Origin of the sequence: Bradyrhizobium brasilense (assembly GCF_029714345.1) — a bacterium.
GTDB lineage: Bacteria > Pseudomonadota > Alphaproteobacteria > Rhizobiales > Xanthobacteraceae > Bradyrhizobium > Bradyrhizobium australafricanum.
On record NZ_CP121669.1, the window covers coordinates 3,014,856 to 3,027,902 of the forward strand.

A 13,047-nucleotide genomic window follows, 5' to 3' on the forward strand; every position below is an offset into this window, starting at 1 on the left:
GGCGGTTCTGACCTTCCGAAAGCCTGATTCATCGGCCGATTTTGGCCCCCTTCAAACGAGGAAACCACGATGCGAGTTTACTACGATCGCGATGCCGACCTGAACCTGATCAAGGGTAAGAAGGTCGCCATCGTCGGCTACGGCAGCCAGGGCCACGCTCACGCGCTGAACCTGAAGGATTCGGGCGTCAAGGAAGTGGCGATTGCGTTGCGCAAGGGTTCGGCCTCGGCCAAGAAGGCCGAGAACGCCGGCTTCAAGGTGATGGAAGTTGCCGAAGCCGCCAAGTGGGCCGACCTCGTCATGATGCTGACCCCGGACGAGCTGCAGGGCGACATCTATCGCGAGCACCTGCACGACAACATGAAGAAGGGCGCGGCGCTCGTGTTCGCCCACGGCCTCAACGTGCACTTCAACCTGCTCGATCCGCGCGCCGACCTCGACGTGCTGATGATCGCGCCGAAGGGCCCCGGCCACACCGTGCGTTCGGAATACCAGCGCGGCGGCGGCGTGCCCTGCCTGATCGCGATCGCCAAGGATTCGTCGGGCAACGCCCATGACCTCGGCCTCAGCTACGCCTCGGCGATCGGCGGCGGCCGCGCCGGCATCATCGAGACCACCTTCAAGGAAGAGTGCGAGACCGACCTGTTCGGCGAGCAGGTGGTGCTCTGCGGCGGCCTGGTCGAGCTGATCAAGGGCGGCTACGAAACCCTGGTCGAAGCCGGCTACGCGCCCGAGATGGCCTATTTCGAGTGCCTGCATGAAGTGAAGCTGATCGTCGACCTGATCTATGAAGGCGGCATCGCCAACATGAACTACTCGATCTCCAACACCGCCGAATACGGCGAGTACGTCACCGGTCCGCGCATCGTCACGGCCGAGACCAAGGCGGAGATGAAGCGCGTGCTGGCCGACATCCAAGGCGGCAAGTTCGCCCGCGACTGGATGCTGGAGAACAAGGTCAACCAGACCTCGTTCAAGGCGACCCGCGCCAAGCTCGCCGCACACCCGATCGAGGAAGTCGGCGCCAAGCTGCGCGACATGATGCCCTGGATCAAGAAGGGCGCGCTGGTCGACAAGAGCAAGAACTAAGGCAGAATTGCAGGGTGAGCGCGGTTTCGCTTGCCCTGCACGCCAAAAGTAAAAAGGGTGGGCGCGTTGCCCACCCTTTTTCTTTGTCGCAGAGGCGCGGCGGCCTAGCCGGCCGCCATCGGCTGCTTCTCGATCCTGTTGTGCAGCTGCCAGAACCGCACCGTGCGCTGCGCGGTTTCAAGCGAGAGCCGGCGGTAATCGCGCTGCGCGATCTCGAGCGTCGCATTGTCGAGCGGCAGCGGCAGCGGCCGCTTGCGCAGGATGCTTTCGACCGTCGGCCAGTTGAGCCGCGCCGAGCGGCACGGGATCAGGATCAGGTCGGAGCGAAGGCCGAGCATCAGCCGTTCGATCATCGCGATCGGCATGTCGTTGAGCACGGCGAGCGCGACCGTGACCTCGTCGAGCTTGCCCTCTTCGGCGAATTTGTAGACGGCCGCATCGTCGAGCTCGTTCAACTGCTTCATCAGCTTGACCAGCTCTTCGGCGATGCCGTAGTTGCGGCGCGGCGCCGCGGCCTCTTCCTGGGCGATGTCGTTCAGCACCTGGCTGATCTCCTCGCGCGCCCTGGGCGACGCGATCGAGAGCAGGCGGGCGCGCACCGTATCCTTGGCGCGCTGCAGCAGGTCGCGCAGCAGCTTGGCCGGAATGTCGATGCGCAGCCCGAGGATCTCGACCAGCTCGTCGTCGCCTTCGGCGCGGGCGACGATGCTGGAATAGCCGTTGTCGGAGAACTGCGCGCCGGCGTTCTTGGCGAGACGCCGGATCACCTTGTCCTCGCCGCGGTCGATGATCACGTCGGTGACGGAAGGCGGCAGGTTTTCCCGCGCGGAGATCGCGAACAGGTGGTCCTGGCCCTTGCTGCTCGCGATCTCGCGCAGGGCGTCGTTCGAAAGGCGGCTGGAGTGGGTCAGCACGTCGCCGGCGACGCTGATGTCGTCGTCCCAGGCGAGGTGCTGAATCACCTCGAACGGCGCATAGTCGAGCGGGGCGAGCCGCTTGCTGAGCTCGGCCCGCGCACGGGTCTCGACGCGCGCGACCAAGAGGCAGAGCACGTCGTCGAACACCTTGACCTGTTCATCGTTGAGGCGGTCGCCGTCGTTCAGGAACAGATCGGTGACCTGCCGCAGCGTCTGCACGCGCTTGGCCGATGTCCCGTCCCGGACCGCATCCTCGAGTTCGGCAATAATCGATTGTGACGCCTGTTGCGCCATCGATGGGCAACCTTGTTTTTGTTGAATGACACCTGTCTGCGCACCATGCGGGGCGCGGTCTTACACCTGCGTTAAGGTGGAACCCGGTGCAAATACGGTGTGCATCGCATCCTTAACAGGCTGCGACCGGACTCGATTCAATGCGCGCTTTCGGCTCAGCGGAAGCTGATGCCGGTGCATTTTAAGAGATCGTTTAGGCCGATAGGCGCCGCGCGACGGAAAAGATGTCGATCGACGCTGCTCGTCCGCGCAATTGCGTCGAGCCGAGCGGCTCGACGACTAAGTCCCGGTCCGGCGGCAGCAGGCGGAGCAGGTCGCCCGATACCAGCAGCGGACGGCCGGCCTCCTTGCAATGCGCCTGCAGCCGCGCCGTGACGTTCACGGTGTCGCCGAAATAGGCGATCTGCCGCCGCGAGTCCCCGCATTCCGCGATGACGACCGGACCGGCATGCATCCCGGCCCGAAACGCGGGCACCACGCCGAACTCCTTGCGATATTGATCGGCCCGCTTGGCGAGGCGATCCTCGATCGCGAACACGCAATCGAGATACCGCCGCGATCGTCCGTCGGCATTGGCCGGCCAGGTCACGATCACTTCGTCGCCGACATAGGCGTGGACTTCGCCGCCGTGCGACACGATCGGCTCGTCGATGTCGAAGAAGAAGCGCGTCAGCAATTCCTGCACGCGCAGCTCGCCCATCGACTCCGCTAGCGTCGTCGAGCCGACCAGGTCGAGGAACAGCAGCACGCGCTCCTCGCGCACCGGCTGCCGATAGCGTCCGAGCACGATGCCGAGCAGCGTATGCCCGCCGATCATCCGGACCAGCTCGTAGATCGTCGTGATCGGGATCGACAGCAGCAGGCCGACGCCAATGATCTTCAGGAAAGTTTCGCGCATCCACTTGGCTTCGAGCCCATGCCCGTAAAGCACGATTTCCAGCACGATCGCGGCGGCCGCAACGGTGACGGTGAGGATCACAGAGCGGCCGATCAGCTCGACGATGAGTGATTGCCGTCGCAGCCAGCCACCACGTGCGGCCAGATAGAGATGCGTCGCCCAGACGATCACCGTGAGGGCTGCGCCGTCGAGGGCGCTGCGCACATAATTCGAGACGGAGGCCTTGTCGGACTCATCGAACGCATAGCGAAACAGCCCACCGACGAGCAGGCCGAACACCGCCAAGACGATCACAGGCGTCACGGCGCGCCGCATGGTCCCTCCATGCATATGAAATATCCTGCGCGGACCGGGAAGGCCAGCCGCGGCGCGGCCGGCGGTGGACGGGATGCATCGCGGCGGCACTCATGTATGCTGCGACGACAGGATCGATCGAACAGGGAAAGTGGCATGACATCGGCTGTCACCACAGGCGCGTGCAGGCTGGCCGTTCTGACGGCCGTCTCCATCGCCTTCACCGCGCCAGTTGCCCGCGCCGGCGATCAGAGCGTTGGCGAGCCATCCTGCGACGGCGACACCTACCAGATGGTCGAATGCCTCAAGGCCAAGACCGCGCAGTGGGACAAGCGGATGAACGTCGCCTACCAGAAGGCGTTGAAGGATGCCGCCGACGACAAGCAGCGCGAACAGCTGCGCACCGCGCAGCGGCTATGGATCCAGTATCGTGACGCCAACTGCCTGTATTACGACCTCGGCGAGGGCACTATCGCCCGGCTCGATGCCGGTGAATGCATGCGCAGCATGACCGAAGCCCGCGCTAAGGAACTGGAGAATCTTGGCCATCAGTGAGCCATCTTCCGGAGTCAGGACCGAGGTCATGACTGATGGAAAGAGCCAGGACGAATTGACCCAGCTTGCGGATGAGGCGTTGCGCGCCCAGCCCGGCTGTGAGACCGCGCGCGTGCCGGCGATCGCCGGGCTGCCCGATGCGCAGATCGGACGCAACTGGGAGATTCCGAACGTCGTGCTCGGCGACAGCCTGATCAGCGACGTCGACCGCGCGGTGCTATCGGTTCATCGCCAACTCGGCCGCAAGTTTCACCTGGTGTAAGGTGGCCCGATCTTAGCTCGCCTGCGCCTGACGTGGCGCGGGCCGGCCGGCCATGCTGATCATCCTGAGCGCGAACACCGCAGCGAGCGGCACGAGGAATAGCGCGTAGAGCGGCATCTCGGGAATCCGCTTGCCGAACGAGACCATGAACTGCAGCAGCAGATAATAGCCGCCGATCAGATGCAGCCTGCGCCAGGAGCGCGGGTCGAGCAGTGCAGCCGTGCGATCGAACGAAGTCGCGGTCAGCGCGATGATGGTGAGATAGCCGATACCGCCGAAGATATACGAGACCGCCGAGGTCGCGGCCGCAAAGCCGGGTGGATCGAGCATCGCGAAGGAGGCGATCGCGACCGCATGGATGGCGTGCGAGGCCGCGAAGGTGACGCCCAAATAACGGCGGTTGCGGCGCTGCCAGTGCGTCCAGGCGTTCGGCCACAGCCGCGCCAGCGCCGCTGCGGAGAAGGCAAGGCAGAAGAACAAAAGCGAGGTCCGCGCCGTGAAACGGACCACCATCCGAACACCCTCGACCTCAAACTGCCGCATCGCGGCGATCCAGATCGAAAGCCCGATCAGGGTCAATGTGAGCAGGCCGAACAGCCGCCAGCCCTCGAACCAGTTTCGACGCGCCGTCATATCCCGCCTCTCGTTTATGTAATCGCCAATTACATTGCGCGGTCTCGCGCGGTCAATCCGTGTAATCAGCGCTTACATTCACAAGCGGGTGATGCTAGAGGTGCGCCATGCGCCGACCCGCCAAAAGCCCGCCCTCCGGACGCCGGCCCGCCAAGCCGCGTCCGGCCGCGGCAAGGGCGACGGCGGCCAGGCCGTATCACCACGGCGATCTCCGCCGGGTTCTGATCGATGCCGCCATGCAACTGGTCGGCGAGGGCGGCCCGGAGGCGGTCAGCGTGCGCGAGGCCGCGCGCCGGGCCGGGGTCTCGCCGGGCGCGCCGTTCCGGCATTTCCCGAGCCGGGACGCGCTGATGAATGCGGTGGCGGAGGAGGCGCAACGCCGCTTTCTTGCCGAGATCGAGGCGGCGTTGGCCGAGGCGCCGTCAGGTGATCCGCTCGGCCGCTTCCGCTATCTCGGGATCGCCTATCTGCGCTGGGCGATGAAGAACCCGACCCATTTCGAGATCATCTCCAGCCGCCGCTTCTTCGACCACGACCGCTCGGCCGCCCTCTCCAGCGACAATGCCGAGTTGATCGGTCTGACCGGGCGCACGCTGGCGGAGGCATTTTCAGCTGGCCAACTCGGGACGCGCGACCTCAGGCAGGTCCAGATCGCCGGTCGCGCGCTGGTCTATGGCTTCGCGCGGATGCACATCGACGGTCATTTGCCGCGCTGGGGTGTCGGCGATGCGGAGGTCGAGCAGATGGCCGCCGACATCGTCGATCTCTTCATCGCGGGTATCGCGAGCCACGCTGCGCCGGCTGCCAAAGTTTAAAGGCACGGGCGCTGCCTGCCGCGGCCAGGCCTGGGCAGGCAAATTCATTGCACGTTCATGACGATTCAATTACGGTTTTGTGACGCGGTCCAGACACCGGCTGTGCCGCATGCCTCCTGGCCGTTGCCAGTCAAGGCGGTGGCATTGCGCCGGGTTGTATTGCGTCCCGCCCATGGCGCCCGCGCCTCAGCAGAACTCCTCCGTCGCCGCACTGGCCGGCGGTCTTGCCGCGCTTGGCATCTGGCGGCTGATGGCGGTCGCGGCACCGCATTTCGGCGCGCTGATCCTGATGCTGCGCACCGAGACCGATTTCGGCTCGCGGCTTTGCTTCCTGCTCACCTGGGGAATCCTGAACTTCCTGTTCATCGCGCTGCTGCGCCGGCCGGCGCTGTCGGGCGCGCTGTCGCTGACACTGGTCGTGGTCTTGGTGCTGCTGTCGCGCTTCAAGCACGACGTGGTGCAGATGACCGCGAACTTCGTCGACCTGATGGTGATCGACCGCGACACCGCGGCGTTCCTGCTGACGATCTTCCCGAGCCTGCGCTGGTCGATCATCGGCGCCGGCCTCGTCACGCTGCCCCTGATGTATGCGCTGTGGTGGCTCGATCCGTTCCGCATTCGCCGGCTGCCGGCTGCGGCGGCCTGCCTCGCCTGCACGGCGGCGCTCTCGGGTTATGCCTTCGCTTGGCCGGATGAAGCCTGGCGCGGCTATTACGACGACGGCTACCTCTCGAAGTTCGCGCGCTCCGGCGTCACGGCCGTGTCCGATTTCGTCGCCTACGGCTTCATGGAGTCGGATCCGACCGCGAGCGATCAGCTCAAGATGCCCCTGGTCGATGCCTGCCATCCCGCCGGGCGGCGGCCGAACATCATCATGATCCATGATGAATCGAGTTTCGACATCCGCGCCGCCTCCGGCGTCAAGGTGCCGCCGGGCTATGGCAGCCAGTTCAAGTCCTATGACGGCGTCGCGCGCAAATTCCTCGCCGAGAGCAATGGCGGGCCGAGCTGGTTCACCGAGTACAACGTCCTTGCGGGATTGTCCTCACGCTCGTTCGGCCGGTTCTCCTATTTCGTCACCCGCATCGCATCGGGACGCGTGGAGCGCGGCCTGCCGTTGGCGCTGCGCCGCTGCGGCTACGACACGCTCTCGCTCTATCCCGCATTCGGCGCCTTCATGAGCGCGCGCAACTTCCAGACCACGACCGGCATCCAGCGCTTCTACGACGCGCATGACCTGCATGCGAAGGATGTCGAGCCCGACAGCTTCTTCTACGACAAGGCGCTGAAGCTGATGGCCGAGCAGAAGACGTCAGGCACGCCGCTGTTCGCCTTCGTCTATCTCGCCGCCAATCATTTCCCCTGGGAAACCAAATTCCGTCCCGAGTTGCTGCCGTCGTGGAAGCGGCCGGGCAATACGCCCGCGGTCGACGAATATCTGCGCCGGCAGGCGATGAGCGCTGGCGATTATGCCGGCTTCGTCGCTGCGCTGAAGAAGAAGTTTCCGGCGCAGCCTTTCCTGATCGTGCGTTACGGCGATCATCAGCCGGAATTCTCGCCGCAGCTGCTCGATCCCGATCTCGACGAGGCCGGCATCGGCAAGAAGCTGATGGATTACGATCCGCGTTACTACGCGACCTACTATGCGATCGACGCCGTCAACTTCGAACCCGTGAAGAGCCCGGCGGTGATGGACACGATCGACGCCGCCTATCTGCCGTTGGTGATTCAGGAAGCCGCGGGCATTCCGCTCGATCCGTCGTTCGAGGAGCAGAAGGCGATCATGCTTCGCTGCAACGGCGCGTTCTATTCCTGCAAGGACGGCGCAGAAGCACGCCGCTTCAACCGCCTGTTGATCGATGCGGGGATCATCAAGGGATTGTGAGACGTCGTCATTGCGAGGAGCGTAGCGACGAAGCATACATCTTTCCTCGCATGCGGAGAGGTGGATTGCTTCGCTTCGCTCGCAATGACGGCGAGAGGCTATTTTCCGCCGACCTTCCCCCACAGCCAGCGCGCCACGGCGTCGGGCGACGATGATGCGTCGTTGCCCGACGCGCGCAAATTCGCCTCGCGCATCCCGGCGATATCGATCTTGCCGAGCAGCGGCCGCAGCGCCGCCTTGAGCGCCTCGTCGTCGCGCCGCTTTGGCGACAGCAGGACGATGGCGTCATAGGGCGGGATGGCGTGCCTGTTGTCCTCGAGCGTGACAAGATCGTATTTCGCGATCAGTCCGTCGCTGGTGTAGCCCGCGATCACGTCGACCTCGCCGGAGGCAACCGCCGCATACATGAAATCCGGCTGCATCTGACGCTGGGCGCGGAACGTCAGCCCATAAGCCTTCTGGATGCCGGTCCATTCCGGCCGCGAGAAGAATTCATAGTCTCCGGCGATCGACATCGTCGCCGCGCGTGACGCGAGGTCGGCGATCGAATGGATACCGAGCTCTTCGGCGCGCTTCCTCGGCATCACCAGCGTATAGGCATTCTCGAAGCCGAGCTCGCCGAACAGCGTGATGTCTTGCTTCGCCAGCGTTGTCTGCAATTCGCCCAACAGCTCGGCGCGGGGCTTGATGTCGGTGTGGTGGAACTGGTTGGCCCACAGCGTTCCGGAATAGTCGACATAGACATCGATATCGCCGGCCGCGAGCGCGTCGAAGATCACGTTGGAGCCGAGGCCGGCGCGGGTCGTGGCCGGAAGGCCCGCCGCTTGCAGCCGCTGCGCGATCAACGCCGACAGCACATATTGCTCGGTAAAAGTCTTGGCGCCGACCACGATGCGCGCATGCGGGCGCGCGATCGCGGGCACCACCGTCGCCGCGATCAAGGCGGCAATACCGAGCCCGCCGAGTGCCGTCCGGATGCGGCTGCGATTGCGCAGGCCGTTCTCGATCAGCGCCAGCAATTGGTCGACCACAAGCGCGAGCACGGCCGCAGCGAAACAGCCGAACAGCACGAACACCCAGTTTTGGGTCTGCAATCCCGCGAAGATATAGTTGCCGAGGCTGGTCTGGCCGATCGGCGTCGACAAGGTGGCGGTGCCGATTACCCATACCGCCGCGGTGCGGATCCCGGCCATCATCACCGGCAGCGCCAGCGGCAGCTCGACCATGGTGAGCGATTGCCGCGGCGTCATGCCGACGCCCTGGGCGGCTTCCAGCACCGCCGGATCGACCCCCGACAGGCCGGTGATGGTGTTGCGCAACACCGGCAGCATCGAATAGAGAGCGAGCGCCAGCACGGCGGGCAGGAAGCCGAAGGCGGAGAAGCTGAAGCCGAGCCACGCCGCGGTCAACGCGGCGAGCGCCAGCAGCAGCGGATAGAACAATGCGAGCAGCGCGAGACCGGGCACGGTCTGCACGATGCTGGCAAGCCCGAGCAACGTCGTGCGCAGCACCGGCCGGTTACGAGCGATGATCGCAAGCGGCAGGCTGATCAGGAGCCCGAGCGCCAGCGCGGCGACGCTGACCCGCACATGATTGCCGAGATAGTCGGGCAGATGGGAAAGCGCCTCGCTCCAGCGCGGATCGGCTGATAGAGTCATGCCGTGTCGCCCCGCGGCAGCAAAGCGCCCAGGCGTTCCGCCTGCCGCCGCGGCGTGCGCATCAGTTCGCCGACATAGCCGTCGGTGCTGGCCGAGAGCTCCACCGGCGTGCCCTGGGCCAGCAGCCTGCCGCCGCGCATCACCGCGACACGATCGGCCAGCAGCAACGCCTCGGTCATGTCGTGGGTGATCATGACCGTGGTCAGGCCGAGCTCGCGGTGCAGCGTTCGATAATCGTCGCCGAGCGCGTCGCGGGTGAGCGGATCGAGCGCGCCGAACGGCTCGTCCATCAGCACGATGCGCGGCTTCGCAGCCAGCGCACGCGCGACGCCTATGCGTTGACGCTGGCCGCCGGAGAGTTCGTGCGGCAAACGCTCGCGATATTGTGAGCGGTCGAGCCGCACAAGGTCGAGCAGTTCATCAACCCGCGCCGCGATCTCCGCCTGCGTCCAGCCGAGCAGATGTGGCGTGATGCCGATGTTGTCGGCGACGGACAGATGCGGAAACAGCCCACCGCTCTGGAAGACATAGCCGATGCGGCGCCGCAGCAGGATCGGGTCGATGCGGCTGACATCCTCACCCTCGACCGCGATCCGGCCGTGGTCGGCTTCGATCAGGCGATTGGCGAGCCTCAGCAGCGTCGTCTTGCCGGAGCCCGAGCCGCCGACAATCGCCAGGAATTCACCCTCGGCCACGTCAAGCGAGACGTCGTCGACCGCCACCACGCGACCACTGTCAAAACTCTTGCCGACATGCGCATAGGCAATCAGCGGCGTTGCGGGCATTCCAGGGCGACCTCATGTCTCACCGTCGTTAACGACAGTGATAGCCCATAAATTGGACTTTGACTCGAGGCGCGGGCGCCTGCGCGGTGGTTTCGCAGGCTGTTCCGGTCGAAGCGGGTCAGCCCCGTCCGGGGCTGTGAGCACACATCACACTTCGTTCTTGGGTACGTACTTGCCCATGATGCATTTATAGCTCTGCAGGTGCCATTCGTGATACGGCCCCTTGGCGAGCCAATCGGCGATGCCGATCTGCGCATTCACTGCGCAGGCGCCCATGGTGATGCCGGATTGGTCACTCGTGGTGACGACCTTTTCCATGCAGAGTTGAGCATTGCAGAGGATGGCGACGAGCGTAACGAGCATGACGGCCTTTATCAGTGGGGTTAACCCGGTCTGACCCGAATCATGCAGGGTTCATGCCACTATCAGCAGCTTTGGCGTCGCGGCCGACAGGGCCGGGAAAGTACGGCCGGAGCGGATCGTCACGCCCGTCAGCGCGTAGCCGCACGCCCGTAGATACGCTATAGTCGCTGCCCAACTACGGCGTGAGATCGGGGCGAGCGAGGAACGTTGCGCGGTCGGGGGCTGCATCGATGATGACGTTACCTGAGTTGGCGGCAGGTGCTTTGGAGAAGTTTCTCGCCACGCATGTCAGCCGCACCTTCGGCGCTTCGCAGGCGCGCTTCGGCGAACTCCTGCCAGCCGCCGCGCGCATCGCGCTGGAATGCATCGGCAACAGCGACGCGCTCTACCACAATGTCGAGCACACGATGCTGGTCACGCTCGCCGGGCATGACATCATCCGCGGCCGCGCGCTGCACACCCACGTCACCGCCGAGGATTACACCCACACCATCATCGCCTGCCTGACTCACGACATCGGCTATGTGCGCGGTCTTTTGAAAGGCGATGGACCTGACGGCTACGTCATCGATGCCTCCGGCAACAAGGTGGTGCTGCCGCGTGGCTCGTCGGATGCCGGCCTGATGCCGTATCATGTCGACCGCTCGAAGCTGTATGTGCTCGACAGGCTCGAGGCCGTCCTTCCGCTCGATCGCGAGCGCGTCGCGCGCAACATCGAGGGCACGCGGTTTCCGGCGCCCGAAGGCCAGCAATATGACGATGAGGCGTCGATCGTCCGGGCGGCCGATTTCATCGGTCAGCTCGGCGATCCCAACTACATCAGGAAGGCCAACGCGCTCTATCACGAGTTCGAGGAGGTCGGCATCAACCGCCAGCTCGGCTATGAGTCGCCGGCCGATATCGTCGACCGCTATCCGCAATTCTACTGGAACATGGTTGCGCCGCACATTCAGAGCGCCATCAACTGCCTGAACATGACGGCAAGCGGCCGCCAGTGGATCGCGAACCTCTATAGCAACGTGTTCCGCGCCGAGCGCGAGGTGACGCTGTCCGGCCCGCAAATCTGACGCCGCGGCCTTTCAGCACGGATTGTGCTGCGTTCCCCAGCCGTTCGCGTGGTGTCCACATTTAGGCCTGCTTCGTCGTTGCACAGTCCGTGGAAATCAGCGACCTTGCGCCATGGACCCCTCCAGCGACCGTGCTTTCGACCGCTTCAGCATGATCTCCCGTTTCGCTCAACTGATTGCGGCTGCCGTCCTCTGCTGGCCGGCGCTCGCCGTTGCCGCCGGTCCGGTCTACGACGTCGATCTGTACGCGTTGATGTCCGGCACTTGCCGCAATGTCACCGTTGCGGGCCGCAGCTACACCTGCAAGGCAGTCGCTTACTTTCACACCCTGCGCGGCCGTTCCGAATTCACCGTGGTGCTCGACGATCCCGCCGACAAGAGCCACATCATCTCGTTTTCCGGCGAGAGCACCGAGCGCACCCAGGACAATCTGTTCGAGCTCGCGGTCGACCGCATGTTGCTGAAGTCCAGCGACCGCCCGCGGGTGGATGGTCTGCCGGTGCCGCTGGTCGAGATGTCGACGGGCTCATGCCGTCAGGTCGGAAGCTTCATCACGCGGCAGGTATCCACCATCACCTGTGCCGCCACCGACCAGAACGGCAAGAAATACGAGCTGAGCTTCGAATCGGACGGCTCGCCGATGACGTTGCGCCGGTTGCGGCAATCGACGCTGCCGTCCGAACGGCAGCGGGCGCGCCAGATCGCACAGCTCGAATGCCGTCTCAAGGCGCGCGCCGCGCAAGTGCTGCCGCGGGACACGACGGCCTTCATGATCCGCTGCCTCGGTGAGGGCGACGGCAAGCCGGCCGACGAGCAACGATAGCCGCGCCCTGCGTTCCGGACGAGGCTTGAGGAGAATTCGATGCGTTTGAAACTCATCATCATCGCCGCCGTTGGCGTTTGCATCGCCGGGCCCGCCGCCGCACAGATGTACGATCCGAACTATCCGGTGTGCCTGGAAGTCTATGGCGGCAGGCTGACGCCCGAGTATATCGATTGCAGCTACACGTCGCTTCCGCAGTGTCAGGCGACGGCCTCGGGGCGCTCCGCGACGTGTTCGGTCAATCCGTTCTACAAAGGTCCGAAAAAGCCGCCAAAGCAACGGGGGCAGCGACAACGCCAGTCCGCCAACTAGCGCGCTCAGGCTTGCCGCCTGCCGTCGCTCAAGACTGTATGGCCGTCGTGTCCCCAGTGCGGTTGACTAACTCCGGCAGTTGTGAGGAAACGGTCCGAGCAATAAGGAGAATCCGATGCGCCTGAAACTTTTCGCGATCGCTGCGTTCGCGGTCGCGCTGGCCCGACCTGCCGCCGGACAGGCCTATGATCCGAACTATCCGGTCTGTTTGCATCTCTATAACGGGCCGATGGCCGGAGACCACATCGATTGCAGCTACACCTCGATCCCGCAGTGTCAGGCGACCGCATCGGGTCTCTCTGCGATGTGCATCGTCAATCCCTTCTTCGCTCCTCCGCCACCACTCCCGGAACGTCCGGTGCGCCGCGGACGCCATCCCGTTCAGTGAGGCGGGCCC

Annotated in this window: 15 protein-coding genes; 9 read left to right on the forward strand and 6 right to left on the reverse strand. The window is 64.6% G+C overall.

Features of this window, described 5'->3' with window-relative positions; genetic code table 11:
• Positions 1-69 precede the first annotated feature (69 nt).
• Positions 70-1,089, forward strand: coding sequence for a ketol-acid reductoisomerase (gene ilvC / locus QA635_RS13885; protein WP_018272993.1), 1,020 nt, complete (start codon positions 70-72; stop codon positions 1,087-1,089).
• A gap of 104 nt (positions 1,090-1,193) precedes the next feature.
• Here ilvC and QA635_RS13890 read toward each other — a convergent pair whose 3' ends face one another.
• Both QA635_RS13890 and QA635_RS13895 read right to left on the reverse strand, forming a co-directional pair.
• Positions 1,194-2,300 carry a DUF2336 domain-containing protein gene (locus QA635_RS13890; RefSeq protein ID WP_076824268.1) on the reverse strand — a complete coding sequence of 369 codons (1,107 nt, stop codon included), beginning with the start codon at positions 2,298-2,300 and terminating at the stop codon, positions 1,194-1,196.
• Positions 2,301-2,493: 193 nt separating this feature from the next.
• Positions 2,494-3,513 (reverse strand): adenylate/guanylate cyclase domain-containing protein, encoded by a 1,020-nt coding sequence (locus QA635_RS13895; RefSeq protein ID WP_283069709.1) that lies wholly within the window; start codon positions 3,511-3,513, stop codon positions 2,494-2,496.
• 135 nt (positions 3,514-3,648) lie between these two features.
• On the opposite strand from QA635_RS13895, the gene QA635_RS13900 reads away from it, so the two are divergent.
• Both QA635_RS13900 and QA635_RS13905 read left to right on the forward strand, forming a co-directional pair.
• The gene (locus QA635_RS13900) at positions 3,649-4,047 is read left to right on the forward strand and encodes a lysozyme inhibitor LprI family protein (protein ID WP_283069711.1); all 399 of its coding nucleotides are present in this window, start codon (positions 3,649-3,651) and stop codon (positions 4,045-4,047) included.
• Positions 4,048-4,075: 28 nt separating this feature from the next.
• The gene (locus tag QA635_RS13905) at positions 4,076-4,309 is read left to right on the forward strand and encodes a hypothetical protein (protein WP_168857163.1); all 234 of its coding nucleotides are present in this window, start codon (positions 4,076-4,078) and stop codon (positions 4,307-4,309) included.
• A 12-nt stretch (positions 4,310-4,321) separates the two neighbouring features.
• On the opposite strand, the gene QA635_RS13910 is transcribed toward QA635_RS13905, so the two are convergent.
• Positions 4,322-4,942, reverse strand: a complete 621-nt coding sequence (locus QA635_RS13910) for a hypothetical protein (RefSeq protein ID WP_283069713.1) — start codon at positions 4,940-4,942, stop codon at positions 4,322-4,324.
• Positions 4,943-5,049: 107 nt separating this feature from the next.
• Between QA635_RS13910 and QA635_RS13915 the strand changes: the two genes are divergently transcribed.
• Both QA635_RS13915 and QA635_RS13920 read left to right on the forward strand, forming a co-directional pair.
• The gene (locus QA635_RS13915) at positions 5,050-5,757 is read left to right on the forward strand and encodes a TetR/AcrR family transcriptional regulator (RefSeq protein ID WP_283069715.1); all 708 of its coding nucleotides are present in this window, start codon (positions 5,050-5,052) and stop codon (positions 5,755-5,757) included.
• Positions 5,758-5,929: 172 nt separating this feature from the next.
• The gene (locus QA635_RS13920; protein WP_057015052.1) at positions 5,930-7,642 is read left to right on the forward strand and encodes a sulfatase-like hydrolase/transferase; all 1,713 of its coding nucleotides are present in this window, start codon (positions 5,930-5,932) and stop codon (positions 7,640-7,642) included.
• Between the two features lie 98 nt (positions 7,643-7,740).
• On the opposite strand, the gene QA635_RS13925 is transcribed toward QA635_RS13920, so the two are convergent.
• From QA635_RS13925 to QA635_RS13935, 3 genes are all read right to left on the reverse strand, one after another.
• Positions 7,741-9,300 (reverse strand): ABC transporter permease/substrate-binding protein, encoded by a 1,560-nt coding sequence (locus tag QA635_RS13925; protein WP_283069716.1) that lies wholly within the window; start codon positions 9,298-9,300, stop codon positions 7,741-7,743.
• A complete protein-coding gene (locus QA635_RS13930; RefSeq protein WP_283069717.1) occupies positions 9,297-10,085 on the reverse strand; it encodes an ATP-binding cassette domain-containing protein in 789 nt (262 codons plus the stop codon). The genes QA635_RS13925 and QA635_RS13930 overlap by 4 nt, the downstream gene beginning before the upstream one ends.
• Before the next feature lie 147 nt (positions 10,086-10,232).
• A complete protein-coding gene (locus QA635_RS13935; protein ID WP_016844293.1) occupies positions 10,233-10,448 on the reverse strand; it encodes a hypothetical protein in 216 nt (71 codons plus the stop codon).
• 230 nt (positions 10,449-10,678) lie between these two features.
• On the opposite strand from QA635_RS13935, the gene QA635_RS13940 reads away from it, so the two are divergent.
• The 4 genes from QA635_RS13940 to QA635_RS13955 all read left to right on the forward strand — a co-directional run bounded on the left by QA635_RS13940 (position 10,679) and on the right by QA635_RS13955 (position 13,038).
• Positions 10,679-11,515: a metal-dependent phosphohydrolase gene (locus tag QA635_RS13940; RefSeq protein ID WP_283069719.1), complete on the forward strand. Its 837-nt coding sequence runs from the start codon at positions 10,679-10,681 to the stop codon at positions 11,513-11,515.
• Between the two features lie 112 nt (positions 11,516-11,627).
• Complete coding sequence (locus tag QA635_RS13945; protein WP_283069721.1) at positions 11,628-12,338, forward strand: hypothetical protein; 711 nt, start codon at positions 11,628-11,630, stop codon at positions 12,336-12,338.
• A gap of 39 nt (positions 12,339-12,377) precedes the next feature.
• Positions 12,378-12,650 (forward strand): DUF3551 domain-containing protein, encoded by a 273-nt coding sequence (locus QA635_RS13950; RefSeq protein WP_076824284.1) that lies wholly within the window; start codon positions 12,378-12,380, stop codon positions 12,648-12,650.
• 115 nt (positions 12,651-12,765) lie between these two features.
• A complete protein-coding gene (locus QA635_RS13955) occupies positions 12,766-13,038 on the forward strand; it encodes a DUF3551 domain-containing protein (protein ID WP_283069724.1) in 273 nt (90 codons plus the stop codon).
• Positions 13,039-13,047 lie beyond the last annotated feature (9 nt).

Bases quoted from the DNA above. Each gene is read 5' to 3' on its own strand.
- ilvC (WP_018272993.1), top strand. From the start codon at position 70: ATGCGAGTTTACTACGATCGCGATGCCGACCTGAACCTGATCAAGGGT.
- QA635_RS13890 (WP_076824268.1), bottom strand. From the start codon at position 2,300: ATGGCGCAACAGGCGTCACAATCGATTATTGCCGAACTCGAGGATGCG.
- QA635_RS13895 (WP_283069709.1), bottom strand. From the start codon at position 3,513: ATGCGGCGCGCCGTGACGCCTGTGATCGTCTTGGCGGTGTTCGGCCTG.
- QA635_RS13900 (WP_283069711.1), top strand. From the start codon at position 3,649: ATGACATCGGCTGTCACCACAGGCGCGTGCAGGCTGGCCGTTCTGACG.
- QA635_RS13905 (WP_168857163.1), top strand. From the start codon at position 4,076: ATGACTGATGGAAAGAGCCAGGACGAATTGACCCAGCTTGCGGATGAG.
- QA635_RS13910 (WP_283069713.1), bottom strand. From the start codon at position 4,942: ATGACGGCGCGTCGAAACTGGTTCGAGGGCTGGCGGCTGTTCGGCCTG.
- QA635_RS13915 (WP_283069715.1), top strand. From the start codon at position 5,050: ATGCGCCGACCCGCCAAAAGCCCGCCCTCCGGACGCCGGCCCGCCAAG.
- QA635_RS13920 (WP_057015052.1), top strand. From the start codon at position 5,930: ATGGCGCCCGCGCCTCAGCAGAACTCCTCCGTCGCCGCACTGGCCGGC.
- QA635_RS13925 (WP_283069716.1), bottom strand. From the start codon at position 9,300: ATGACTCTATCAGCCGATCCGCGCTGGAGCGAGGCGCTTTCCCATCTG.
- QA635_RS13930 (WP_283069717.1), bottom strand. From the start codon at position 10,085: ATGCCCGCAACGCCGCTGATTGCCTATGCGCATGTCGGCAAGAGTTTT.
- QA635_RS13935 (WP_016844293.1), bottom strand. From the start codon at position 10,448: ATGCTCGTTACGCTCGTCGCCATCCTCTGCAATGCTCAACTCTGCATG.
- QA635_RS13940 (WP_283069719.1), top strand. From the start codon at position 10,679: ATGATGACGTTACCTGAGTTGGCGGCAGGTGCTTTGGAGAAGTTTCTC.
- QA635_RS13945 (WP_283069721.1), top strand. From the start codon at position 11,628: ATGGACCCCTCCAGCGACCGTGCTTTCGACCGCTTCAGCATGATCTCC.
- QA635_RS13950 (WP_076824284.1), top strand. From the start codon at position 12,378: ATGCGTTTGAAACTCATCATCATCGCCGCCGTTGGCGTTTGCATCGCC.
- QA635_RS13955 (WP_283069724.1), top strand. From the start codon at position 12,766: ATGCGCCTGAAACTTTTCGCGATCGCTGCGTTCGCGGTCGCGCTGGCC.